This is a genomic window from Thalassococcus sp. BH17M4-6 (genome assembly GCF_049323015.1).
In the GTDB taxonomy this organism is placed as follows: domain Bacteria; phylum Pseudomonadota; class Alphaproteobacteria; order Rhodobacterales; family Rhodobacteraceae; genus Puniceibacterium.
Map to the genome: position 1 here is coordinate 275,152 of NZ_JBMPGU010000001.1, position 24,070 is coordinate 299,221.

The 24,070-nt window shown below is 65.6% G+C and carries 19 protein-coding genes; 10 read left to right on the top strand and 9 right to left on the bottom strand.

Annotated features, from left to right (window positions below):
- The first annotated feature begins 5 nt into the window (after positions 1–5).
- The 9 genes from ACOXXX_RS01220 to ACOXXX_RS01260 all read left to right on the top strand — a co-directional run bounded on the left by ACOXXX_RS01220 (position 6) and on the right by ACOXXX_RS01260 (position 15,190).
- The gene (locus ACOXXX_RS01220) at positions 6–1,415 is read left to right on the top strand and encodes a carnitine 3-dehydrogenase (RefSeq protein ID WP_422824713.1); all 1,410 of its coding nucleotides are present in this window, start codon (positions 6–8) and stop codon (positions 1,413–1,415) included.
- A gap of 1 nt (position 1,416) precedes the next feature.
- Positions 1,417–2,577, top strand: coding sequence for an acyl-CoA dehydrogenase family protein (locus tag ACOXXX_RS01225; protein WP_422824714.1), 1,161 nt, complete (start codon positions 1,417–1,419; stop codon positions 2,575–2,577).
- 118 nt (positions 2,578–2,695) lie between these two features.
- Positions 2,696–4,720, top strand: a complete 2,025-nt coding sequence (locus ACOXXX_RS01230) for an acetate--CoA ligase family protein (RefSeq protein ID WP_422824715.1) — start codon at positions 2,696–2,698, stop codon at positions 4,718–4,720.
- On the top strand, positions 4,717–5,505 hold the full coding sequence (locus ACOXXX_RS01235) for a carnitinyl-CoA dehydratase (RefSeq protein WP_422824716.1): 789 nt from the start codon (positions 4,717–4,719) through the stop codon (positions 5,503–5,505). Before ACOXXX_RS01230 ends, ACOXXX_RS01235 begins: the two co-directional genes overlap by 4 nt.
- Before the next feature lie 69 nt (positions 5,506–5,574).
- Positions 5,575–6,204 (top strand): TetR/AcrR family transcriptional regulator, encoded by a 630-nt coding sequence (locus tag ACOXXX_RS01240; RefSeq protein WP_422824717.1) that lies wholly within the window; start codon positions 5,575–5,577, stop codon positions 6,202–6,204.
- A 237-nt stretch (positions 6,205–6,441) separates the two neighbouring features.
- Positions 6,442–11,079, top strand: a complete 4,638-nt coding sequence (locus tag ACOXXX_RS01245) for an autotransporter domain-containing protein (protein ID WP_422824718.1) — start codon at positions 6,442–6,444, stop codon at positions 11,077–11,079.
- A gap of 221 nt (positions 11,080–11,300) precedes the next feature.
- Positions 11,301–12,887 carry a BCCT family transporter gene (locus ACOXXX_RS01250; protein ID WP_422824719.1) on the top strand — a complete coding sequence of 529 codons (1,587 nt, stop codon included), beginning with the start codon at positions 11,301–11,303 and terminating at the stop codon, positions 12,885–12,887.
- On the top strand, positions 12,884–14,722 hold the full coding sequence (locus tag ACOXXX_RS01255; RefSeq protein ID WP_422824720.1) for a glycine betaine ABC transporter substrate-binding protein: 1,839 nt from the start codon (positions 12,884–12,886) through the stop codon (positions 14,720–14,722). The genes ACOXXX_RS01250 and ACOXXX_RS01255 overlap by 4 nt, the downstream gene beginning before the upstream one ends.
- Positions 14,723–14,734: 12 nt before the next feature.
- The gene (locus tag ACOXXX_RS01260) at positions 14,735–15,190 is read left to right on the top strand and encodes a universal stress protein (protein WP_422824721.1); all 456 of its coding nucleotides are present in this window, start codon (positions 14,735–14,737) and stop codon (positions 15,188–15,190) included.
- Positions 15,191–15,198: 8 nt separating this feature from the next.
- Here ACOXXX_RS01260 and ACOXXX_RS01265 read toward each other — a convergent pair whose 3' ends face one another.
- The 3 genes from ACOXXX_RS01265 to ACOXXX_RS01275 form a co-directional block, all read right to left on the bottom strand.
- Entirely contained in the window at positions 15,199–15,771 is a 573-nt protein-coding gene (locus tag ACOXXX_RS01265; protein WP_422824722.1) for a DUF2199 domain-containing protein, read from the bottom strand.
- On the bottom strand, positions 15,768–17,228 hold the full coding sequence (purF, locus tag ACOXXX_RS01270; protein ID WP_422824723.1) for an amidophosphoribosyltransferase: 1,461 nt from the start codon (positions 17,226–17,228) through the stop codon (positions 15,768–15,770). The genes ACOXXX_RS01265 and purF overlap by 4 nt, the downstream gene beginning before the upstream one ends.
- A gap of 205 nt (positions 17,229–17,433) precedes the next feature.
- Entirely contained in the window at positions 17,434–17,760 is a 327-nt protein-coding gene (locus ACOXXX_RS01275) for a hypothetical protein (RefSeq protein ID WP_422824724.1), read from the bottom strand.
- 49 nt (positions 17,761–17,809) lie between these two features.
- Between ACOXXX_RS01275 and ACOXXX_RS01280 the strand changes: the two genes are divergently transcribed.
- A complete protein-coding gene (locus ACOXXX_RS01280) occupies positions 17,810–18,973 on the top strand; it encodes an alpha/beta fold hydrolase (RefSeq protein ID WP_422824725.1) in 1,164 nt (387 codons plus the stop codon).
- A gap of 23 nt (positions 18,974–18,996) precedes the next feature.
- On the opposite strand, the gene ACOXXX_RS01285 is transcribed toward ACOXXX_RS01280, so the two are convergent.
- The 6 genes from ACOXXX_RS01285 to alr form a co-directional block, all read right to left on the bottom strand.
- The gene (locus tag ACOXXX_RS01285) at positions 18,997–19,569 is read right to left on the bottom strand and encodes a CvpA family protein (RefSeq protein WP_422824726.1); all 573 of its coding nucleotides are present in this window, start codon (positions 19,567–19,569) and stop codon (positions 18,997–18,999) included.
- A 27-nt stretch (positions 19,570–19,596) separates the two neighbouring features.
- Complete coding sequence (gene radA, locus ACOXXX_RS01290) at positions 19,597–20,964, bottom strand: DNA repair protein RadA (RefSeq protein WP_422824727.1); 1,368 nt, start codon at positions 20,962–20,964, stop codon at positions 19,597–19,599.
- Between the two features lie 69 nt (positions 20,965–21,033).
- The gene (locus ACOXXX_RS01295; RefSeq protein WP_422824728.1) at positions 21,034–21,831 is read right to left on the bottom strand and encodes a DNA repair protein; all 798 of its coding nucleotides are present in this window, start codon (positions 21,829–21,831) and stop codon (positions 21,034–21,036) included.
- A gap of 144 nt (positions 21,832–21,975) precedes the next feature.
- Positions 21,976–22,446 (bottom strand): paraquat-inducible protein A, encoded by a 471-nt coding sequence (locus tag ACOXXX_RS01300; RefSeq protein WP_422824729.1) that lies wholly within the window; start codon positions 22,444–22,446, stop codon positions 21,976–21,978.
- Between the two features lie 27 nt (positions 22,447–22,473).
- Positions 22,474–22,863: a hypothetical protein gene (locus tag ACOXXX_RS01305; RefSeq protein ID WP_422824730.1), complete on the bottom strand. Its 390-nt coding sequence runs from the start codon at positions 22,861–22,863 to the stop codon at positions 22,474–22,476.
- Positions 22,864–22,958: 95 nt separating this feature from the next.
- Positions 22,959–23,996 carry an alanine racemase gene (gene alr, locus ACOXXX_RS01310; RefSeq protein ID WP_422824731.1) on the bottom strand — a complete coding sequence of 346 codons (1,038 nt, stop codon included), beginning with the start codon at positions 23,994–23,996 and terminating at the stop codon, positions 22,959–22,961.
- Positions 23,997–24,070 lie beyond the last annotated feature (74 nt).

Sequence of the window (24,070 nt, forward strand, 5' to 3'; positions counted from 1 at the left end):
ACGCGATGGCGACAGCGGCAATCATCGGCGGCGGGGTGATCGGCGGCGGCTGGGCCGCGCGCTTTGCGCTCATGGGCTGGGACGTGCAGGTCTACGATCCCGCGCCCGAGTCAGAGCGCATGCTGGCCGAGGTCATGGCGGGGGCAGAACGCTACCTGCCGATGCTCTACGACACGGCGCTGCCTCCGCGCGGCGCGCTGCGGTTCTGCGGCTCGGTGGCCGAAGCGGTGCAGGGCGCCGACTGGGTGCAGGAATCGGTGCCCGAACGGTTGCCGGTCAAGGCCGAGGTCTTTGCCGAAATCCTGTCGGCTGCGCCCGCGACGGCACTGGTCGGCTCCTCGACCTCGGGGTTCAAGCCGTCGGACCTGCAGGACACGTGCCCGGAACTCGCGCCGCGCCTCATGGTCACGCATCCGTTCAATCCGGTCTACTTGCTGCCGCTGGTCGAGCTCGTGCCAAGTGTCAGGAACGCGCCGGAACTAATTGACCGGGCTAAGAAAGTTCTCACCGGTATCGGCATGTACCCGCTCCAAGTGCGGGCCGAGATCGACGCCCATATCGCCGACCGCTTTCTCGAGGCGGTCTGGCGAGAGGCGCTGTGGCTGGTCAAGGACGGCATCGCCACGACGGAAGAGATCGACAATTCAATACGTTACGGCCTTGGCCTCAGGTGGGCGCAGATGGGTCTGTTCGAAACCTACCGCGTTGCAGGGGGCGAGGCCGGGATGCAGCATTTCATGGAGCAGTTCGGCCCCTGTCTGCAATGGCCGTGGACCCGCCTCACGGATGTGCCCGACTTCACGCCCGAGTTGGTGAGCCTGATCGCCGGGCAGTCTGATGCGCAGTCGGGCGCGCTGTCGATCCGGGACCTGGAACGGCAGCGCGACAACAACCTCGTCGCGCTGATGCGGGCGCTGAAACAGCAGGGAACGGCGGCGGGCAAGCTCTTGGTTGCGCATGAGAAAACGCTTGTGGAAGAGCCTGCCGACACGGTGCCGCTGATCACCCAGCGGCGCAGCGTGCCGACTGACTGGACCGATGTGAACGGCCATATGAACGAGGGCCGCTATGGTCAGGTGTTTTCCGACGCCTCCGAGGCCGTGATGACCCATATCGGCGCAGATGCGGCCTATATCGCCGCCGGGAACAGCTATTTCACTGCTGAAACGGTAATCAAATACCTCAACGAGACCCATGCGGGCGAGGCCTTCACCGTGGCTACGCGGATCACCCTGGGTGAGGGAAAAAAGTTGCGCCTTTTCCACGAGATGCGGCGCGAAAGCGATGCGACATTGCTGGCCACCTGCGACCAGTTCCTGCTGCACGTGAGCCTTGAGACCCGCAAGAGTTGCCCGCCCTTGCCAGAGGTCGCAGAAAAGCTGGCCGCGCTCGCCGCCCGGCACAAGGAGACCTGAGATGCAGTTTGGTCTGACTGACGAACAGGACATGATCGTGTCCACCGTGCGCAGCTTTGTCGAGCGCGAGATCTATCCGCACGAAGACCTGGTGGAACGCACCGGCGAGGTGCCCGCCGAGGTCGCGCAGGACATCAAGCGGAAATGCCTCGACCTTGGCTTCTATGCCTCCAATTTCCCCGAAGAGGTCGGCGGCGCGGGCCTGGGCCATGTGGATTTCGCGCTGCTGGAGCGCGAACTGGGCCGCGGGTCCATGGCGCTGACCCACTTCTTCGGACGGCCGCAGAACATTTTGATGGCCTGCACCGGCGATCAGCGCGACCGCTATCTGCTGCCTGCGGTGCGGGGCGAGCGGATGGATGCGCTGGCCATGACCGAACCCGATGCCGGATCCGACGTGCGGGGCATGAAATGCACCGCCCGGCGCGATGGCGGTGATTGGGTGATCAACGGATCCAAGCACTTCATCTCTGGCGCGGACCATGCTGATTTCTTTATCGTCTTCGTCGCCACCGGTGTTGATGAAACCGCTCATGGCCCGAAAAAGCGCATCACCTGTTTCCTGGTGGATCGCGGACATCCCGGCTTTACCGTGCGTGCCGGCTACGACAGTGTCAGCCATAGGGGCTACAAGAACTGTATCCTTGAATTCGCGGATTGCCGTTTGCCCGATGCACAGGTGCTGGGCGCGGTGGATGGCGGCTTTGCGGTGATGAACGAATGGCTTTACGCAACCCGCATCACCGTCGCCACCATGTCCGTGGGCCGCGCGCGGCGGGTTTTTGACCTTGCGCTAAGCTATGCCGCCGAACGCCGCCAGTTCGGCCAGCCCATCGGCAGGTTTCAGGGCGTCGGTTTTCAGATTGCGGACATGATCACCGAGATCGACGCCGCCGACTGGCTGACCCTTGCCGCCGCCTGGCGGCTGGATCAGGGCCTGCCCGCGAACCGCGAAATCGCCAGTGCCAAGCTTTATGCCAGCGAGATGCTGGCCCGCGTCACCGATGCCACGCTGCAGATCCATGGCGGCATGGGGCTGATGGCCGACCTGCCGATCGAGCGGTTCTGGCGTGACGCGCGGGTAGAGCGGATCTGGGACGGCACCAGCGAGATTCAGCGCCACATCATCAGCCGTGAATTGCTTCGGCCAATGGGGGCGTGACGATGCCGCTTGCACCCGGCGGGTTTTCGCGTCTTGATCAAGAAATGCGCCTAAGCTTTTGTGACCTATCGCCAAATCATCGCGTGCCGACAGGCGGGCAAACCGCCGGGGCCCGCCCATGACGCGCGACCTGCGCCGCCTGCTGTCGCCCCGGTCGGTCGCCGTGATCGGCGGCGGTGCCTGGTGCCGCGCGGTGGTGCGCGGGCTGCGCGACATCGGATTTGTCTGGGATGTCTGGCCGGTGCATCCGCACGAGGCGAAGATCGAAGGTGTGCGCGCCTATCCCAGCGTCGACGCGTTGCCGCGCGCGCCCGATGCGGCCTTTGTCGGTGTCAACCGCGCCGCCACGGTCGAGGTGGTGGGCGCGCTGGCGCGGCAGGGGGCGGGCGGTGCCATCTGTTTTGCCTCGGGCTTTGCCGAGGTGGAGGATGGCAAGGACCTGACCGCGGCGCTGTTGCAGGCCGCGGGCGAGATGCCGATCGTCGGGCCCAACTGCTATGGCTTCATCAATGCGCAGGCTCGGGCATCGCTTTGGCCGGACATCCACGGGCTGAGCCATGTGGAACGCGGCGTCGCGATCCTGGCCCAAAGCTCGAACATCGCGCTGAACCTGACGATGCAGACCCGCGGCCTGCCGATTGCCATGCTCGGCACGGTCGGCAACCAGGCGCAGACCGGGATCGCAGAGCTGGGCGCGGCGCTGCTGGCGGACGACCACGTGACGGCGCTTGGCCTTTACATCGAAGGCGTCGGAGACCTGCGCGCGTTCGAGGCGCTGTCTGCGCAGTCGCAGATGCTGGGAAAGCCGGTGGTCGTGCTCAAGACCGGGCGGTCGGCCGAGGCGCAGATGGCCGCCGTGTCGCATACCGCCGCTCTGTCCGGGCAGGACCGGGGCGCCACGGCGCTTTTCGAACGGCTGGGCATGGCGCGTGTCGACAGCCTCGAGGCGCTGCTCGAGACGCTGAAGCTGCTGCATTTCATCGGGCCGCTGCCCGCCAGCCAGATCGCATCGCTGTCCTGTTCGGGGGGCGAGGCGAGCCTGGTGGCCGATGCCGCCGCCGTGCGGGGCATCGGCTTCGCGCCGCTCAGCGACGGGCAGAGGGAGCGGCTGCGCGCTGAACTCGGCCCGATGGTGACGCTCAGCAATCCGCTGGATTACCACACTTTCATCTGGGGCAATACCGAGGCGATGACCGGCGTTTTTACCCACATGATGCAGGGCGGCGCGGTGCTCACGCTGGTGATCGTCGATTTCCCCCACGCCGGCCGCTGCAGCACCACCGATTGGGAAAGCGTGATCACCGCCGCCGCCGATGCGCATGCCCATGTGGGCATGCCGCTGGCGCTGGTGTCGACGCTGCCCGAAACCATGCCCGAGGATGTGGTGGCCCGGCTGGTTGCCCGCGGCGTGATCCCGATGGCGGGGCTTGAGGCGGCGATGGATGCGATCGCCGCGGCCGCCGCCCTGGGCCGACCCGCCGCCTATAACGCGCCGCTCTTGCTGCCGAAGGTGCTGCCGGCCGCGCGGCTGCTGGAGGAATCCGCCGCCAAGGACGCGCTGGCGCAGCATGGGCTGGATGTACCACGGGGAAGGGTGGCCGACGGCCCCGCGGGGGCCGAGGCGGCGGCGCTGGATCTGGCTTGCGTGGCGCTGAAACGCCGCGGGCTGGCGCACAAGACCGATGCGGGCGGCATCCGCACGGGGCTGTCCACAAGTGAGGTGCGGCGCGCGGCCGAAGAGATGGGCGGCGACAGCTTCCTGGTCGAAGAGATGGTCGAGGGCGGTCTGGCCGAGCTGCTGGTGGGCGTCGTGGCCGACCCCGCGCATGGCTATGTGCTGACATTGGGCGCGGGCGGCACCCAGACCGAACTGCTGGCAGACAGCACCGCGCTGCTGCTGCCGGTGCGCGACCATGACATCGTGCGGGCCCTCGAACGCCTGCGTATCGCACCGCTTTTCGCGGGATTTCGCGGCCAACCGCCGCTGCCGACGGCACCGGTGGTAAATGCCGTGCTGGCCATCCAGGACTACGTGACCGCGCAGGCAGGCCATGTGATCGAGGTCGAGGTCAATCCGCTGATCCTGACGCATGACCGCGCCGTCGCCGCCGATGCCCTCATCCGACTGGGAGAAGACGCATGACCGACGATACCCCCCTCAAGATCGACCGCCGTGGCGCGGTGCTCGAGGTGACGCTGAACCGGCCCAAGGCCAATGCCATCGACCTTGTCACGAGCCGCCGGATGGGCGACTGTTTCGCCGATTTTCGCGACAATCCCGAGCTGCGGGTGGCGATCCTGACGGGTGCCGGCGAAAAGTTCTTCTGCCCCGGCTGGGACCTCAAGGCCGCGGCGGACGGCGACGCGGTGGATGGCGATTACGGCGTCGGAGGCTTTGGCGGGTTGCAGGAGTTGCGCGGCCTCAACAAGCCGGTGATCGCCGCGGTGAACGGCATCTGCTGCGGTGGTGGGTTGGAACTGGCGCTGTCGGCGGATGTGATCCTGGCCGCCGATCATGCGCAGTTCGCCTTGCCGGAAATCCGCTCCGGCACCGTCGCCGATGCGGCAAGCGTCAAGCTGCCCAAGCGCATTCCCTATCACATCGCCATGGAAATGCTGCTGACCGGGCGCTGGATTGACGCGGAGGAGGCCGCGCGCTGGGGCCTGGTCAATCACGTCTACCCGGCGGACCGGCTGCTGGACGAGGCGCGCGCCATGGCCGACCTTATCGCCTCGGGCCCGCCGCTGGTCTATGCCGCGATCAAGGAGATCGTCCGCGAGGCCGAGGACATGACCTTTCAGGACGCGATGAACCGGATCACCAAGCGCCAGTTCCCGACCGTAGACGTGCTCTATAGCTCGGAGGACCAGCTTGAAGGCGCGCGCGCCTTTGCCGAAAAGCGCGACCCGGTGTGGAAAGGGCGGTGACGGCCCCAGCCTAAGCCCCTGAAACACCGGCACTTGTCAGACTGGAAAGGCGCGGGCTATCCTTGCGCGATGCAAGCCAGCGTCGAAAGGAAAGACTATATCGTCAGGGCGGCCTTTGCCGTGCTCATGCGCCAGGGCGTGCGCGCCCTCGATTTCAAGACCGTCGCGAAAGAGGCAGGCCTGTCGCGGCAGCTTGTGCGCTATTATTTTGCCGATCCCGATGCGCTGTCGATCGCGCTTTGCGATCATCTGGCCGGGCTTTACCGCGAGGCGCTGGTGTCTGGTGCCGCGCAGATCGATGCGCGGGACCGGCTGAACTTCTTCCTCGATTTCTATTTCGATCTGCTGGGCGACGCGCCCAAGCCGCGCGACGATCAGGCCTATGACGCGCTCTTTGCCCTGGCCGCGGGCGATCCGGCTGTGCGGCAGAACCTGCGGACGCAATACGGCCTGCTGGGCCATGTCATTTCACACGAGATGCAGGTGCACCGCCCGGAGCTGTCGGTCCCCGACTGCCAGGAACTGTCGTATCTTTTTGTTTGCCTGATGTATGGCCATTGGAAAATGGTGGCGAGCCTGGGGTACAGCGAAGATCACAAGCACATCACCCGCCGCGCCATCGACCGACTCGTGCAATCCTACGCGGCAGCCAGCGGCCCGGCCGCGGATGCGTGCAAGGCCTGGAGCACCGATGGCTAGTTTTTCAAGTGGAAAAATTATGGCTGCCAACATAGCCTGACTGCAGCAAATCGGAAAGGTAATTGACCGATTTGCATAGGCAATCCGGCACGCGATGAAGGTGCGTCGATCACGGTTTTCGCATCCAGGTTTTTCAATCGGCAAAATGGTTAAATTACTGCTTCCGGGCGGCCACGGTTCGCTCCAAAGTCGACGCAGCGTCAATTTCGACCGTGATCCGACCTGGAGCAAAGTTTGATGAACACAGTATTTTCCCGTTTCTCCTCGCGTCCGCTGCGCCACCGGCTTTTGTCCGGTACCGCCCTTGCGCTGCTGCTGGGCGGCGGTCTGGCCACCGGGGTCCGCGCCGATTGCGAGATCGTGGACACCACCGCCACCTGCACCGGCGACGTGAGCGCGGGCGTGCCAGACCTGATCAATTCGGTCGATACCCTGATCATCGAGGACACCACCACGGTGCTGGGCGGGCGTTCGATCTTTTTCTTCGCCAATGACGGCAATCTGAAGGTCGCGGCCGATTTCGCCCCCCAGGGGCTGGTCAACGATCCGTCAGGTCAGGGCCGCACCGAACAGTCGGGGGTCAATGTCTATGCCTTCGGGGGCAGCGCCGATGTTACGCTGAATGGCGACATGACCATCCAGGCCGGACAGGATGTCGACGGCACGACCACCGTTCTCACCGATTACGAGGCAGGCGTGCGGCTGCTGACCCGGTTCGACCTGACGCTGGACCAGACCGGCGATGTTGTCGTGACCCACGGCGATCTGACGGTCAGCTCGGATGTCGTGGCCGGGGTCGATACCGAGGATTTCAGCGGCATTTCCGCCATCGCGGGCGCCCAGCCCGAGGAACCCGGCGATCTGGTGATCAACCGCACCGGCGATCTGACCGTCACAGGGCCCAACATGACCGCCACCGCAACTGATGACGACGGGTCGAACCGGGTGATCGTAAACACCGCCTCCTCGTCCGAGCGCAGCGTCGTCTATGGCCTGCTGGGCATTGCAGGAGGCGACATCACCGTCAACAACACGGGCGACATCAGCGTCAATGCCGGCAACCGCACCGGTACCGTGTCGAGCGTCGGCGGCCGCGCCGAAGCCGCGGGCGGCGGCATGTTCACCACCGCGTTCGGACTGCCCGACAGGCCTTTCACACAGTTCAACCTGGGCAACGCCGTGAGCACGCCGCGGTCCGACACCGTTCGGGTTGATCACACCGGCGATATCTCGGCCTATGGCGGCGACACGATGCTGACCGCCACCAGCCAGACCGCGACGGACGGGCCGCTGTCGTCGGCCGTGGTGCAGTATGACGGGCAGTTTTTCAGCAATGACCGGACCATCGGCGTCAACATCCGGACCCCGCTGAACCTTTTTGCGAACTTCACCGGCGACATCAACGTGGATGGCGGCACCTTGACCCTGGTCGCGGATGCGCTGGCCGGTGACGCGGGCGCGGGCGGGCTGGTGTCGGCAACCGGATTCGGCTCTGACGCTTTGGGTGCGGATATCCGCGGTGACAGCGTCTTTACCGAAAACAACACCGACAACGACGGCGTCGGTGTCGTCAGCATCGATGGCGCCATTTCCGTGCTTGGCGGGTCCACCACGGCCGAGGTGTCGGGCACCGGCATTGCAAGCGCTCCGGTCAGCGGCTTTCCTCCGCCCGCCGATGCCCCCGCGGGCGCAATCAACGTCGGGGGCGGAGCGGCCACGGGCATGATCATCGGCGATTTTTACGACGAGACGACGATTTCGGCCAATCCCGACACCCAAAGCAGGACCATCGAACGGGTCGGCCAGGTTGATGTGACCGTGACCGACGACATCACGGCGCAGGGCGGCGATGTACAACTGACCCTCAATGGCGGTGATCTGCCTGCGCAGGCACTGGGCGGTCAGGCCCTTGCCTTCAGCACCGGATCAACCGGGGTCACGTTGACGACGCCCAACGACATCACCTTCACCGCGCGCGGGGGGAATGCGGATGTCATACTGAACGGCAGCCACGGCTATCAGCTGCTCACCGGCGGGTTCGCCCAGGGCGCGAATGTGGATTTGCAATCCGATGAGGATGTTACCTTTGCCCCCGATGTTCTGGCCGTCGGCGGAAACGCGAACCTGACAGGCGACGCCGGACGCCGGTCGGAGGAGAACCTGATCGCCCCCCAGGATGCGCTGAGCGCGGTCGTTGCCGGTGCGGCACGTGGTCTGTCGATCGTCCAGAGGCCCACACTGTTCCTGTCAGAGCAGCAGGCCCTGACACCCGAAGAGGAGGTCGCGCTGCTGGATCGGGACGTGATCCTTACCGGCGATATCACCGCTGTCGGCGGCGATGCCACGGCAACGGACGAGGACGATGTGTTTGCCGTGGGCGGCAGTGCCATCGGAGTCTCCATCGGTTTTGCCACGAACGTCGTCCTGCAGGGCGACGTGACCGCCACGGGCGGCCAGGGGACCACACGTGATGGAACTGTCGCGGGTGTCACCTTTGACGATTCGTTCTTCTACGGCCCGACAACGGAAGAACTGTCGTCTTTCTTCCTGGGGCAGCTTCGGATCGAGGGCAGCGTGACAGCGTCGGGCCAGGGCCAGGACGTGGCGGATCTGAGCAGTCTGCCGAACACCGCGCTGACAACCAGCCTTGACGTCGGCGCCACCGCTTCGGCCGGTGTGCGGGCCGGCGGACCGGGCCGGGTCGGGATCACGGTCGCCGACGGCGGGACGGTCACGACCTCGGGCGACTATGTGCATGGCATCGTCAGTGTCGGCGAAGACGTGACCATCACCGTGGAATCCGGCGGCAGCGTGACCGCGCAAGGCAGCAACGCCAACGGCATCGATGTCCGGCCCTATCAGGCGACCGGCTTTGCCTTCGCGACAGAGGCGCTGGCCTCGGACGTGGCGATCCTGATCGAAGACGGGGCAACCGTGGTCAGCAATCAGGGCACCGGCATCGTGGATGACGACCGGCGCCAGGCGGTCGATTTCAGCGATGTCGCCTTGCCGCGCATCGTCGAAACCTATGCCAACACCACCAGCGTCGACCTGGCGGGAACGGTCACCGGCGGCAACGGCATGGCCATCGACCTGGGCCGGGGCGCGGATGATCTGACGCTGCGCCCGACCGCCGTGGTGAACGGCGACATCGACCTTGGCGCAGGCAACGACACGCTGGTGCTGTTCGATGGGGCGCAGGTCAACGGCGGGGTCGATTTCGGGCTGGGCGACGACCTTCTGGCCTTTGACGGCGCGGCGGGCACGGTGTCCAACATCTCGCTCTTTTCCAACGGGGCGGCCTTTGCCGTCGGCTTCGAGCGGCTGGAAAAGCGGGGTGAGGGCACGTGGATCTTCGGCGGTGACGATCTGCCCGCGCTGACCCCGGAATCGACCGGGCGCATCATCGAAGGCACGTCGGTGGTGAACGCCAATTTCGTTTCGGTGAACCTGATCAACGAGGTGAATGGGCGGCTCGAGGGCACCGGCGGCGTGCGCAGTCTGGTCAATTCCGGCAGCTTCGCGCCCGGCGGCGCGGGGCAGATCTCGGATTTCGAGATTGCCGAAGACCTGGTGCTGGCCGCGGATGGCACGCTCGAGGTCGATATCGACGCGCCCGACAATTCCGACCGGGTGATCGTCGGCGGGGCCACGACGCTGGACGGCACTCTGGCGGTCAATGCCCTTGGCATGACCAGCGATTTCGGCCCCGGCAACGCCTTCACCATCATCGAAAGCGCGGGCGGCATCACCGGCGAATTCGCCGACATCATGGACAACCTGCCGGATCTCGAACTGACGCTGGACGTGACCGGCACCGCGGTGGTGCTGGGCTTTGAGGGCGATCTGACCGACCTGTCGGACAAGTCGGTGCATCCCAACGCGCTGCAGGCGGCGATGCAATCGGGGCGCACCTTCGCGAACCTGCTGCAGGGCCGCAGCGGCATGGGGCTGACCACGGCGATCAACCCCACCGGCGACATGGTGTCGACCCAGGGCGCGGTCCTTGGGGCCGGTCGTCACGTCACCTGGGGCAGCCTTTACGGCGCCACCCGCGATGTCGACGGATCGGGCGGGGTCACCGGCTATGACGCCGGAACCGGCGGGCTGGCCGTGGGCTACGAATACGTGATGAACGGCGCGACCTCGAACACCGTTCTGGGCTTTGCGCTGGCCTATGACACGACCCACATGAACTCCGGCCCGTCCTCGGCCGAGATCGACGCCTATCACATCGGCCTTTACGGCGGCTACGAGGCCAACAACTGGCGCTTCACCGGTGCGCTGACCTACGGCACGCAGGACTATGACATCGAGCGTCGTATCCCCGTGGGGCCGGGCATGGCCACCGCCGATGGCGACGCTGACGGGACGGTTTTTGCCGCCTCGGCCAAGCTGGCCTACAACTTTGCCCCGGCGTTGGGGCTGGATGAAAAGCACAACATGCGGTTTGCGCCTTATATCCGGCTGGATCACGTGAGTGTCGATCGCGACGGCTATACCGAATCCGGGGCCGGGGTGCTGAACCTCGCCGTCGGGTCGGACAGCTTTTCGCAGAATTCGGTGAGCTTGGGGCTCGAACTTTCGGGCGAGATGCGCAACGCCGGGGGCACGATTGCGCGGCCCTATTTCGACATTCACTGGGAGCATGTGTTCGACGGACGCCGCGCCACCAGCAATTCGTTCCTTGCGGGCACACCGGCGGCGACCTTCAGCAGCGCGGGCGCCTTCGAGGAGACCGACCGCATCGGGATCGGCGCGGGCATCAGCCTGGAGCTGTCGGAAAGCAGTACTTTCGATCTGCGCTATTCCGGGTCGTTTGCCAGCGGTTATACGCATCACGCCGCCAGCGTCGGGTTCCGGATGGAGTTCTAAGCCGCAGCCACGGGCCGCCGCCTGGCTGGTCGATTTCAAGGCCCGGATGGCGATCCATCCGGGCATTTTGCGTGTCTGCGGTCAGGGGGGCGCCGAGGCGCGAACAAGCGTTTTGAGGTGTGTTGCGAGCGTTGATTGCAACCTTGGGTACCCGCAAGTGTGGAAATTCGCGAAAGTTTCTGCTTTACTGAGCGTCAACCTTTGCGGAACCGGAGGGTGCGATGTCCGATAACCCCAACCCGAGTGGTGTGAATTTCAACCTCGTTTTCATCGTTTCGATGGCCATCTGCGCGGGCATCGGCATCTGGGGCATTGTTGAACCGGACAGCATGACCGGCGCGATGCTGGGCTTTGTGAACTACATGCTGACCGGGGTCAGCTGGGCCTGGTTGGCGATCTGTTCGATGTTCCTGTTCCTGTCGCTCTACCTCGCCTTCGGACCTTACGGCCACATTCGGCTGGGTGCCGACGACGAGGAACCGGAATTTTCGACCGTGTCGTGGATCGCCATGCTGTTTGCCGGCGGCATGGGATCGGGGCTGTTGCTCTGGGGTCCGGCAGAGCCGATGTATCACTACGTCTCGCCCCCCGGGATGGAGGGGGAAACGATGGCGGCGGCGCGTCAGGCGCTGGTCATCACCAACCTGCACTGGGGCTTTCACGCCTGGTCGATCTACGCGGTCTGCGCGCTGGTGATCGCCTATTTCACCTTCAGGCGGGGCCAGCCGTCGATGATCTCGACCCCGATCAAGGCCGTCTTCAGCGGCGCGGCGGGCGAAGGCATGGGCCGGACCGCCGATATTCTCGCGGTGCTGTCGGTGGTCTTCGGCCTTGCCGGATCGCTGTCGATGGGCACGTTGGCGGTGCGGTCGGGCACCTTCTACGCCTTCGGGTTCGAGGAAACCGTGACCACCTCGATGATCATCCTCGCCGTGCTCTTCGTCTGCTACATGCTGTCGGCCACCACCGGCGTCGACAAGGGGATCAAGATCCTGTCGAACCTGAACATGGTGATCGCCATCGCGATCATGCTGATGGTGCTTTTCGCCGGGCCGACACGGTTCCTGTTCGAGGTCTTCATCGATTCCATCGGCAATTACTTCGCCGGTCTGATCACCATGAGCTTCCGCCTGTTCCCGTTCGAGGATCTGGGCGGATGGTCCGCGGGCTGGACTCTGACCTACCTCATCTGGTGGATCGCCTGGGGGCCGTTCATCGGCATCTTCGTGGCACGCATTTCACGCGGGCGGACGATCCGGGAATTCTGCATGGGCGTGATTTTCGTGCCGACGATGTTCTCGATCCTGTGGTTCGCGGTCTTCGGCGGCGCGGGGTTCTATATCGAGATGTTCGGCGGCGGCGGGCTCAAGGAGATCATCTTTGAGGACGCGACCAAGGCGCTTTTCGCCTTCCTCGCCTATTTCCCGGCGGCGCAGGTGCTGCAGACGCTGGCGGTGGCGCTGATGTTCATCTTTCTCGTCACCTCGGCGGATTCGGGCACCTTCGTGCTGTCGATGATGACGACGGACGGCAACCTGAACCCGCCGGTGCTGCAAAAGATGGTCTGGGGCACGCTGATCGCGGCGCTGACGGCGGGCACGCTGTTTTCGGAATCCGTGGCCGTGGCAAAGGCAATGGCGGTCACCGGCGCGATCCCGTTCACCGCCATCGTGCTGATCCAGCTTGTCGGCTTCTTTCGCGAGATCAAGCGCGAGATCAAGCCGCCCAAACCGATTGAGGCCGTGGGCCACGGGGTCGGGCGCGGCCGTGCCGCGCCGCCCGCCAGCCTGAAGGAGGGTCAGTCGTGAAACGGTTTTTTCTGACCCTCCTGGCGCTGCCCGTTTTGCTCGCGGGTTGCGACGATGCCACCCCGGACCTGCGGATCGGGGCCAAGAACTTTTCCGAAAGCCGCATCCTGGCCGAGATGATCCTGGCCCTGGCCGAGGAACAGGATGTGCCGACCTCCGGCATCGTCGACTATCCGACGACGCCCGCGATCATGGCGGCGATCAAGGACGGATCGCTGGACATCTATCCCGAATACAACGGCACCGGGCTGGTGATGCTGGGCCAGAACCCGATCAGCGACGGCGCGGCGGCCACCGCTCGGGTGAAAGAGCTTTACGGCCCACTGGGGCTGACCTGGCTCGACGGCTTCGGATTTGCCAACAACTATGGCCTCGCCATGCGCGCCGACCGCGCCGCAGAACTGGGGGTCGAACGTATTTCGGACCTCGTGCCGTCGGCCGGGGATCTCGCCATCGCGGTCGAGGAGGATTTCACCGGGCGGCCGCTGGACGGCCTTGCGCCGATGTCGCAGCGCTACGGCATGACCTTCGGCAGCGTGGATGTGGTGCCGCTGGACGACCGTGAGCGGGTCTATGACAAGCTGCTGAGGTCCGAGGTCGACGTGGCTGAGATCTATACCACCGACGGCCAGATCGCCGAATACGGCCTTGTGGTGCTGGAGGATGACCTGGACTTTTTCCCGATCTACGACGCGCTGCCGCTGGCGCGGGCTGATGCGCTGTCACGGCATGGCGTGCTGGGCCCGGCGCTGGCGTCGCTGGCGGGCAAGGTCACGCCCGAGCTCATCCAGTCGCTGAACGGGCGCGTCGATCTTGAAGGTCGGTCGCCCCGCGCGGTGGCGCGCGATGCGCTGGCCCGGATGGACCTGATCGACGCCGGTGCGGTGCAGACGCCCGACCCGCTGGTGATCGCGACCGAGGCGAATTTCGCCGACGGCGCACAGGGCGCGCTGGTCCTGCACGCGGTGCAAAAGGCCTTTCCCGGGCGTGATGCACAGTTCGGCGCCGTGACCGATCCGCTGGATGCGGTCGGGGCAGGCGACGCGCGGCTGGCGCTGGTCGGAGCGGACGCGTTCTATGACCTGAGCAACCCCGCGCCCGCGCGGATCGCGGGCTTTGAGGCGGTCGCCGCCGTGGGGCAAAGCGTGCTGCACCTCATCGGCAGCCGTGACGCCGTCACCTCCATCGACGGGATCGAGACCCTCGCCATCGGGGGCGAGGGCAGCTCCTCGGCCCGGATCGCGGCGCTGGTGATCGACGCCCTAGGCCTGTCGGCGCAGACCGTCGCGGTCGACGGTGACACGGCCCAGGTGCTGGCGGCGGTGTCGGACGGCACGGCGGATGCCGCGCTGATCATGACCGTCGAGGGCGATCCGGCCGTTGCGGCGGCGATGGCGGACCGCAGCAAACGGCTCTTTTCCGTGGACGGCTGGAGCGATGGCGCGAACCTCGTGCGCTTTCCCTTCCTGCGCGAGGCGCGGATTGCCGCCAACACCTATGCCGGCCAGCTGACCCCGGTCGAAACCCTGCGCACGCAGTTGGTTCTGGCGGGCCCCGCGCCGCAACAGGATGACGCGGTGGGGGATCAGGGCCCGGCGGCGGTGACGGTGGACCAGCAGCCGCTTCCGGGCTCCACGGTGGCGCAGCTCAACGCCGCGATTCCGGGCAATCTGGCCGTCGATCCGGCGCTGCCGCTGGCGGCGTCCCTGGCGCCGGTGCTGCCGCAGCCGCCCGCAGCGCTCAACCCGTCGCCCGGCATCTCGATCCTGAGCCTGATCCTGGTGGCTTTTTTCATCTGGCTGGGCTGGCTGCTGATCCGCCCCGAATACCGCTGAGGAGACGACGACATGCCCAACCGCATACTTGTCCCGGTCGATCTGGCCGATCCGGCGAACACCCAGGCGGTGCTGGCCGGTGCCGTGAAACAGTGGAACACCCTGAAGGACCCTGAGCTGATCCTGATGACCGTGGTGCCGGAAATGGTCGCCGGCCTGGACTGGCGCTATGCCATCCGCGGGGAAACCGGCGGGTCCGAGGAATGGGACGTCAAGAAGGCGCTGAAGGCGACGATCGCCCATCTCAACGACGTGGCGGCGGACCAGATCCCCGATGGCGTGACCTTCAAGACAGTGGCGCGCCACGGCACCGTCTATGAAGAGGTGCTTGAGGTCGCGAAGGAGCTGCAGGTCGACCAGATCGTGATCGGCGCGCACCGCCCGAAAGCGTCGGATTTCCTGCTGGGCGCGAATGCGGCGCGTATCGTGCGCCATGCCACCTGCTCGGTCACGGTGATCCGGAACTAGCGGGCCGTTCAGTCCTTCTGCAGATGCGGGCGGATGTCCTGGCCCGAGGCCGCGTAGATATCCAGCAGATCGTCAAAGGAAATGCCGTCGGCCTGCGCCTTGGCCAAGGGCGTGTCGGCCTGCGCCATCAGGCGCGGGCGTTCGCCGGGGCCGCCGGGCACCAGGATACCGGGGGTCAGCGCGGGCAGGTCAAAGCCGGGCAGGGCGTTTTCCAGCAGTCCCGCGCAGCCTTCGAACGCCGGTTCCTCGCCCAGGCTCGCGTCGAGATAGGCATAGAAAGCCTCTGGCGCGACGCTGGCCCAGACACCAAAATAGAACACCTCTTCGCTGCCGCGCAGGGGCAGCGGCAGGATGCAGCGGACAAAACGCTGGGGTCCCAGCCTGCACAGATCGCTGCCCAGCCGATCCTCGCCCACCGTCAGATCGTCGCCGCTGTCGCCAAGGCGTTCGCCATAGGGCCAGGCATCGGGGTGGTCAAAGCCGATGTCGAAGATGCCGCTGAAACTCTGCCCGCAACAGGGGCAGGCACGGTCGGGATCGTTGAAGCGCCGCCAGCGGGCGTCGAGGTCGAGAAGGGTCATTCCGCGGCGGTCTTGAGCCTGAAGCCCTTTTCGATCTGATCCGCAGGTTCGACCGGGTATTCTCCGGAAAAACAGGCATCGCAATACTGCGGCTGATCGGGATTGCGGCCCCCGGATTCGCCCACGGCCCGGTACAGCCCGTCGAGCGAGATGAACCGCAGGCTGTCCACCTGCAGATGGTCGCGCATCTCGTCCTCGGACATGGTGGCGGCCAGCAGCTTTTCGCGCTGCGGTGTGTCGACACCGTAAAAGCACGGCCACGCCGTGGGGGGCGAGGCGATGCGAAAATGCACCTCGGCCGCGCCGGCATCCAGGATCATTTCCTTGATCTTGCGGCTGGTGGTGCCGCGCACGACTGAATCGTCCACCAGGATCACCCGCTTGCCTTCGATCAGCGCGCGGTTGACGTTGAGCTTGAGCCGCACACCCATGTTGCGGATCTGCTCGGTCGGTTCGATGAAGGTGCGGCCCATGTACTGGTTGCGCACGATGCCCATGCCGTAGGGGATGCCGCTCTCATGCGCATAGCCGATGGCGGCGGGGGTGCCGCTGTCGGGCACGGGGCAGACCAGATCAGCCTCGACCGGCGCCTCACGCGCCAGTTCCACACCGATCTGACGGCGGGTTTCATAAACCGACCGCGTGCCGATGATCGAATCGGGGCGGCTGAAATAGACATGTTCGAAGATGCAGAACCGCGATCTGCGCGGACGGAAGGGCCGGATCGACTCAACCCCGGTCTCGGGCGTGATGACGACCATTTCGCCCGGTTCGATCTCGCGCACATAGTCCGCGCCGATGATGTCGAGCGCGCAGGTTTCCGAGCTCAGCACCCAGCCATCGCCGATCTTGCCCAGCACCAGCGGCCGCACGCCCAGCGGGTCGCGTACGCCGATCAGCTTGGTACGGGTCATGGCGATGACCGAAAACGCGCCTTCGACACGGCGCAGTGCATCCTCCATCCGGCTGGGGATGTCGCGTTGCAGCGACCGGGCCATCAGGTGGATGATGCATTCACTGTCCGACGAGGACTGGAAGATCGAGCCGCGTTCGATCAGTTCGCGCCGCAGCGCATCGGCATTGGTGATGTTGCCGTTATGCGCGATGGCCGCGCCGCCCATGGAAAATTCGCCAAAGAACGGCTGCACGTCGCGGATCTGCGTCGGGCCTTTCGATCCGGCGGTGGAATAGCGTACATGCCCGATGGCCAGTGGCCCGGGCAGCGTCTGCATCAGCGATTGTGAGGTGAAGTTGTCGCGCACGTAGCCGAACCGGCGGGCCGAGTTGAAGCCCTGTCCAGCCTCGTGACTGACGATTCCGCCCGCCTCTTGTCCGCGGTGTTGCAACGCGTGCAGGCCAAGCGCCACGAAATTCGCGGCGTCCGACAGGCCGACGACGCCGAAGATGCCGCATTCTTCACGCAGCTTGTCGTCGTCGAAAGGGTGGGCGGGGGGCATTTCGAGATCCAAGGAGCAGCTCCGAATCCGTGGCGCGGTTTTGTATCCCCCTCTTAAGGGGTCAGACCGTATGTGTCACGAAACGATCACAATACAAGGGTCAGCTGTTGCCCTTTGTACATTTGGTGGCCCGGATGCCGGAGAACGCCGGCGTTTTCGGTATCCGGGCCGGTCGCGGCGGCAGGGATGCCGCCGCCGGGCCGGTTCAGCTGAAAAGCATGCCGAACAGACCCGTCTGGCGCGGCCGGGCGCGGGCCGGACTATCCTGAATGTCGTGGCCGACCATGCGATGGGCGGCTTCGGAGCGCAGGCGGCGGCCACGGGCCATGTAATAGGCGGTGTCGATCGAGCCATCGTGGCGCAGGCGGTGATTGGGGATCTGGCGGTTCATAGCGGTGTCTCCGGTTGAGGTCATGTCTGATGGGATGACCCTGACAGACCCGGCGGCGACGCGCTTGAAGGCGGTCTTGTGATTTGCTTGCCCTGAGCTTGTGTTGTTCTTGAGACGGGTATTGCCGTTGTTCGAGGCCATTTTCTGCGGTTTACTCTGGGGCATGATATTTCAATTCGCAGAGTGTCGCTTGGACCTGTCCCGTCACCGTCTGCTGCGCGGCGGCGAAGAGGTCCATGTGGAGCCGCAGGTCTTTGCTCTGTTGCAGCTGCTGGCCGAACGGGCGGGAAGCGTGGTGACGCGGGACGAATTGATCGAAACGGTCTGGAAGGGGCAGATCGTGTCGGATGCGACCATCGCGGCGCGAATCAGTGCGGCGCGCAGTGCCGTCGGCGACAGCGGGCGCGAACAGGCGATCATCCGCACGGTGCAGCGCGTCGGTGTGCAGCTGATTGCCCCGGTGACGCGCTGCAATGAAGCCGAGGATCAGCTGGGCGTCGCGCCGGTTGGCGAGATCCCGGCGTTTCGGGTGCGCATGACAAGCTCTGCCGACGGCGCGGGGCTGGCCTGGAGCAGTATTGGTCAGGGGCCGCCACTGCTGCGGGCGGGTCACTGGATGACCCATCAGGAAATGGACTGGCAGAGCCCGGTCTGGTCCGCCTGGCTGCACCGGCTGGGGCGCGGGCGGCGGCTGGTGCGTTATGACCCGCGCGGCACCGGCATGTCGGACCGCAGCTGTACCGAGGTAAGCGAAGACAAGCTGGTCGAGGATCTGGAAGCGGTGGCGGATGCGGCGGAGCTGGATCACTTTTCGATCTTTGCGGCGTCACAGAGCGCGTCGGTCGCGTGCATCTATGCGGCGCGCCATCCCGAACGGGTCAAGAGCCTGATCCTGTATGGCGGGTTTACCCAAGGCAGCATGGTGCGCGACGGCGAGCTGGGGGCGGCGATGACGCAGACCTTTGGCGATCTGATCCGCAAGGGCTGGGGTCAGCCCAATGTCGGGGCGATGCGGTGCTTTACCTCGCTGTTCATGCCGCAGGCCAGCGAAGCGCAGATTCAGAGTTTCATCGACATGCAGGTGGCCTCTGCCTCTCCGGAATGGGCCGTGACCTTGCGCGCCGTCTGCGGGCGGGTAGATGTGACCGGGATCCTGCCGCAGGTGCGCGCGCCGGTGCTGGTTGCCCATGCGCTGCACGACTCGCTCCAGCCGTTTTCGCAGGCGCAGCTGTTTGCGCGGCTGTTGCCCGATGCGACGCTGCTGAGCATCGACAGCGGCAATCACGTGCTGGTGCCCGACGAGCCGGGGTTTGCGCGGTTGATGGAAGCGGTGGATGCGTTTCTGGCGGAGTGAACGGCCGCGCCGGAGCTGAGCGATCAGGCGTCGTTGGCGCCCGGGACTTCGCAGACGCCGACCAGTTCCTCGTACTGGGTGGTGATCCAACCCAGGGCCTGTTCGGGGTTCTGCTCTTCGATCCGGTCGGTAAAGCGGGTAAAGACCGCGGCAGAGCGGCTGTCGTCGATCATAGGGATGTCCTGCGCGGTAATCACGGTCTGGTAGACGAAGAACCCGATCGCCACGAGCAGGATGCCGCGCGCCACGCCGAAGAGGAACCCCAACGCCTGATCCAGACCGCCCAGGGCCGAGCGTTGCACCAGCGAGGAAAACAGCGGAGTAAAGAGCGACACCACCACCAGTGCCAGCGCAAAGACCGCGGCGAAGGCGGCGATGATGCTCAGCTCGCAGCTGTCGGACAGGAAATCGCCGACCACCGGCAGTTCCTTGACCAGCGGTTGCACCTGCGGCGCAAAGATGAACGCCAGAATCGCCGCGGCGACCCATCCGGCGATGGCCATCGCTTCGCGCACAAGGCCGCGCGAATAGGCCAGAAGCGCCGAAAGCACGATGATGACGGCGACGACGCCATCGACTGCTGTAAAACCTTCCATCAGGTCCCTCTGATCAACGGTGGCACCTTACCCGGCACCGAAAACATCACCCACGAACGCGGTCAGATCGCCCATCTGGTTCAGCGACATGCCGTTGACTTCCCCGGCCTTGCCGCCCTCGGGCGCGATGGCGCTGGTGAAACCAAGTTTCTGCGCTTCTTTCAACCTCAATTCGGTCTGGCTGACGGGACGCAGGGCACCTGATAGGCTGATTTCGCCGAAAACGACAGTCTCGGGCGGCAGGGCGGTGTCTTCACGGGCGGAAAGTAGCGCGGCGGCCACAGCCAGATCGGCGGCGGGTTCGCTGATCTTCATGCCGCCCGCCACGTTCAGATAGACGTCGAGCCCGGCAAAGGGGATGCCGCAGCGCGCCTCGAGCACGGCCAGAATCATCGCAAGACGCCCGCCGTCCCAGCCGACGACCGTGCGCCGCGGCTGGCTGTGCGGGGTGGGGGCGACCAGCGCCTGGAATTCGCACAGCACCGGACGCGTGCCTTCGATGCCCGAGAACACCACCGATCCGGGCGACGGCTGGCCGCGTTCGCTGAGAAAGAGGGCCGAGGGGTTCGTGACCTCGGCCAGCCCGCCGCCGGTCATCTCGAACACGCCGATCTCGTCCGCCGGGCCAAAGCGGTTCTTCACGGCACGCAGGATGCGGAACTGGTGGCCGCGCTCGCCTTCGAAATACAGCACCGTGTCGACCATGTGTTCGATGACGCGCGGACCCGCGATCTGGCCGTCCTTGGTCACGTGGCCGACCATGATCACCGCCATGCCGCGCTTCTTGGCGAAATTCGTCAGCTCATGCGCGGCGGCGCGGACCTGGCTGACCGATCCCGGCGCGCTGTCGACATTGTCGGCCCACATGGTCTGGATCGAATCGATGATGGCCAGCGCCGGGCGTTCCTGCTCCAGCGTGGTCAGGATGTCGCGCAGATTGGTTTCAGCGGCGAGCTTCACCGGCGCATCCGCCAGCCCCAACCGCTGCGCGCGCATCCGCACCTGGGCCGACGCCTCTTCGCCGCTGGCATAGATCACGCCCAGCCCGGCGCGCGCGAACATCGCCGCCGCCTGCAAGAGCAGCGTGGATTTGCCGATGCCCGGATCGCCGCCCACGAGGATGGCCGACGAGGGCACAAGCCCGCCGCCCAACACCCTGTCCAGTTCCGACAGGCCCGAGGAGGTGCGCGGCGGCGGCGCTTCGCTGCTGGACAGATCGGTGAGCGGCGTGGCGCGGCCCCGGGCGCCGCCCAGCGATTTCTTCGCGGGACCGGCGGTCAGTGGCGCCTCTTCGGTGATGGTGTTCCACGCGCCGCACGCCTCGCACCGCCCCGACCATTTGGAGGTGGTGTTGCCACAGGCGTTACAAACGAAAGTGGAGGAGGATTTGGCCATGCCGGTCTTGTGGCCCAAGGGCCCGGCGGCGGCAAGGGGCAGCGGCGCGGCCGCAGGTCCGTGCGGGCGTTATTCAGCGGCGCGGCGGGCCAGAAGGGCGACGATCCGGTCGTCGTCCTGGGGCAGGGTGTCCTCCCGGTCCTGCGTCTCGTCTAGCTTGGCGGGCTCAGCCTGAGCGGGCTCTTCGTGCGTTTGGTCCAGTTCGGGCAGGATGTCGGCCAGTTCATCGCAAAGCCGCGCCAGCTGCGCTTCGGCCACCGCCTCGTCCATCTCGACCCGGTCGAGCCATCCGCGCATCTCGGCGGCGACGGCTTTCGCGTGGTCGAGGCGGGTGTTGAAATCCTCGATCTCCTGCTGGCGCTGGATCAGGAAATCGCGGGCGCGCGCGACGTTGCGGTCCGAATAGACCTGGCCCAATTCGCGGCTCAGGTGGCTCATCTGGGCGGCGACTTCCAACACCGAGGATTCCAGTTCCCCGAGGTCCGGGTGGTCGCGCAGGAAGGCGATGCGTTCGCGGATCGAATCGAATTCCGATGACAGGGTAAAGACGCCCGTCCGGTCCGCCGCATGCGCCACGGCATAGGCCCGCGCCACGTCCTGCATGCCGATGTGAAACCGCCGGTGCGAGGTTTCCAGCGCCATGACCCGCGCATTTGTGGGCAGAAAAAAGCATAAGGTGACGGCAAGCCCGGTCAGCGACAGTTGCACGATCATTCCGGCCTCGGGCACGACATAATCGCCGAAGCGCAGATCCATCGTCAGCCAAGGGGCATACCCCAGCGCACAGGCACCGGCATAGGCCAGAAGCGAGAGCGACAGGGCGACGATCGTCAGAAAGGCCAGCCGCTGCAGCAGATCGCGCAGCAATACAAATGATGATTGCAAGGTCTGGCCCATTCAAATTTTCCCCTCGGAACCCACGTCACTCAATACTAAGCGAATTTTTGCTCACCTGTTCCAAAATACGAAATAAAAATTTCGTCTTTATTTTGCGCCCGCATGAATGCTTCGTCAATCCTTGGCGTCCGGACCGATTGTTTCCCGGCCGTCATCAATTGAGGTGCGTTTTTCGGTCAACAGCCCCAGGATCAGCGACGACAGGATGCACCCGGTGAACAGGTAAAGACCCCAGGCGCTTTCGATCCGGCCCACCCCGATTCCGCGCGACAGGGTGATGTAAAGCGCGATCAGGAAAACGTCGGCCATGGCAAGCTTGCCCAGCATCGTCAGCACCGGCATCACCCGGCGGCTGAGCAGCCCGAATTGCACGAGCGCCAGCCCGATGGTCTTAAGATACGGTGCGAAGAGCGCGCAGACCGTGACCACCAGCGCCAGGAAGATGTCGCTGGCCCAGAGCGACTGCAGCCCTGTCAGGACCGAGATTTCGCTCAGGCCGAAGATCGGCAACAGGCCCGCGCGCATCAGCGGCGCGCTCCACGCGACCGGATAGAGGATCAGCAACATCAGGTTGAGCCAGCGCATGCGAGGCCTTTCACCGGGGGCCGTGCCCTAGAACATGGTCGCGATCCAAAGGCCCAGCAAGCCCAGGCACAGCAGACCATGCAGCGCGTCGATCCAGCGATGCCGGTGACCGGGCAGCACGCCGCTGGCCAGCATCACCGCCATCAGGCAAAGCAGCGCGGTCATGCCCTGGCCGTGGTCTAGCGCGCGGGTCGCGACCGGATAGACCGGGTGCGCCTGCAGGTTCAGCGCCGGGGCAAAGACGGTGAGCGTGATTGCCGCGGCCAGCGCCGCCGCCAGCAGCGCCGAAAACCGCGCCGCCGCTGTCGCCAGCAGCGCGCGCAGCAGGGCCAGCACGAACACCGCCTCGGCATAGACGAACTTCTGCGCAAAGAGAAAGGCAAGCAGGGTGTAATTCGGCTCCATCAGGCTGCTCATCGCGTGCCATCCTTTGTGCTGACGCTGTGGCAAAGTGCTAATGCACCCCGCGCCGCGGTCAAGCGGGACGGTGGGGCAGCGGGCCGCGCCTGCGGTCAGCCGCCGGAATAGCGGCGGGCGTAGCGCGCGCCAAGCGAGGTCAGGATCTCGTACCCGATGGTGCCCGCCGCATCGGCCAGATCGTCGACACCCTGATGGTGGCCCAGCAGGGACACCGTCTCGGGCTGGTCGTCCAGATGGGTGACATCGACCCCGATCAGATCCATCGACACGCGGCCGACGATCTTGCAGCGCGCGTCGCCCGCAAAGACATGGGCCTTGGGTCCCATGGCGCGGATGATGCCATCGGCATAGCCCGCGGCGATGGTGGCGATGCGCGCCGGGGTACGCGCGACCCAGGAATTGCCATAACCCACGGATTCCCCCGCTGCGACGTCGCGGACCTGGATCACCGGAATGTCCAGATGCGCCACCGGCGCCGCGTCGGCAAAGGGGCGCCCGCCGTAAAGGCCGATCCCGGGGCGCGTCAGGTCAAAGTGATAGTTCCGGCCCAGCAGGATGCCGCCCGTCGCCGCCAGCCCGCGGGGCGCGTCGATGCCGTCGGTCATGTCGCGGAAGGTCTGCAGCTGAAAAGCGTTCATGCCGTGCTCGGGCTCGTCCGCGCAGGCAAGGTGACTCATCACCAGCGTCGGGTTCTGCGCCAGCGCGATGTCGCGCAGCGCCGCCCATTCGCCCGGCTCCATCCCCAGCCGGTTCATGCCGGTATCAAGCTGGATGCCGAACGGGTGTCCCGGCAGCGCCTCCACATGCCGCAGCATCTGGTCGATGGAATTGATCATCGGGGTCAGGGTGGCCGCGCGGATGTGGTCGGCATCGCCGTCCATATGCCCGGAAAACACGTAGATTTCGGGGCCCGCCCCAAGCACCTTGCGCAGGGTGACACCTTCTTCGGCGACGGCCACGAAGAAACGCCGCGCGCCTTCGCGGGCCAGCGCGGTCGCGACCGGGCCCACGCCCAGGCCGTATCCGTCGGCCTTGACCACTGCCGCGGTCTCGGTCTCTGACAGGGCGGCAAGGGCGCGCCAGTTCTGGCGCAGAGCGGAAAGATCGACGGTGAGAAGAGGTACGGCCATGCCGCCCTCTTTGCCGGGGGGAGGCCATGCGTCAAGGGGGAAATCGGCCGCAAGGGGCATTGAGCCGCTTTCAC

Coding starts and splice junctions, on each gene's coding strand:
- ACOXXX_RS01300 (WP_422824729.1), bottom strand. CDS start 22,446: ATGCGCTGGCTCAACCTGATGTTGCTGATCCTCTATCCGGTCGCGTGG.
- radA (WP_422824727.1), bottom strand. CDS start 20,964: ATGGCCAAATCCTCCTCCACTTTCGTTTGTAACGCCTGTGGCAACACC.
- ACOXXX_RS01225 (WP_422824714.1), top strand. CDS start 1,417: ATGCAGTTTGGTCTGACTGACGAACAGGACATGATCGTGTCCACCGTG.
- ACOXXX_RS01245 (WP_422824718.1), top strand. CDS start 6,442: ATGAACACAGTATTTTCCCGTTTCTCCTCGCGTCCGCTGCGCCACCGG.
- ACOXXX_RS01235 (WP_422824716.1), top strand. CDS start 4,717: ATGACCGACGATACCCCCCTCAAGATCGACCGCCGTGGCGCGGTGCTC.
- ACOXXX_RS01260 (WP_422824721.1), top strand. CDS start 14,735: ATGCCCAACCGCATACTTGTCCCGGTCGATCTGGCCGATCCGGCGAAC.
- ACOXXX_RS01230 (WP_422824715.1), top strand. CDS start 2,696: ATGACGCGCGACCTGCGCCGCCTGCTGTCGCCCCGGTCGGTCGCCGTG.
- ACOXXX_RS01240 (WP_422824717.1), top strand. CDS start 5,575: ATGCAAGCCAGCGTCGAAAGGAAAGACTATATCGTCAGGGCGGCCTTT.
- purF (WP_422824723.1), bottom strand. CDS start 17,228: ATGCCCCCCGCCCACCCTTTCGACGACGACAAGCTGCGTGAAGAATGC.
- ACOXXX_RS01275 (WP_422824724.1), bottom strand. CDS start 17,760: ATGGCCTCGAACAACGGCAATACCCGTCTCAAGAACAACACAAGCTCA.
- ACOXXX_RS01220 (WP_422824713.1), top strand. CDS start 6: ATGGCGACAGCGGCAATCATCGGCGGCGGGGTGATCGGCGGCGGCTGG.
- ACOXXX_RS01265 (WP_422824722.1), bottom strand. CDS start 15,771: ATGACCCTTCTCGACCTCGACGCCCGCTGGCGGCGCTTCAACGATCCC.
- ACOXXX_RS01305 (WP_422824730.1), bottom strand. CDS start 22,863: ATGAGCAGCCTGATGGAGCCGAATTACACCCTGCTTGCCTTTCTCTTT.
- ACOXXX_RS01285 (WP_422824726.1), bottom strand. CDS start 19,569: ATGGAAGGTTTTACAGCAGTCGATGGCGTCGTCGCCGTCATCATCGTG.
- ACOXXX_RS01250 (WP_422824719.1), top strand. CDS start 11,301: ATGTCCGATAACCCCAACCCGAGTGGTGTGAATTTCAACCTCGTTTTC.
- alr (WP_422824731.1), bottom strand. CDS start 23,996: ATGGCCGTACCTCTTCTCACCGTCGATCTTTCCGCTCTGCGCCAGAAC.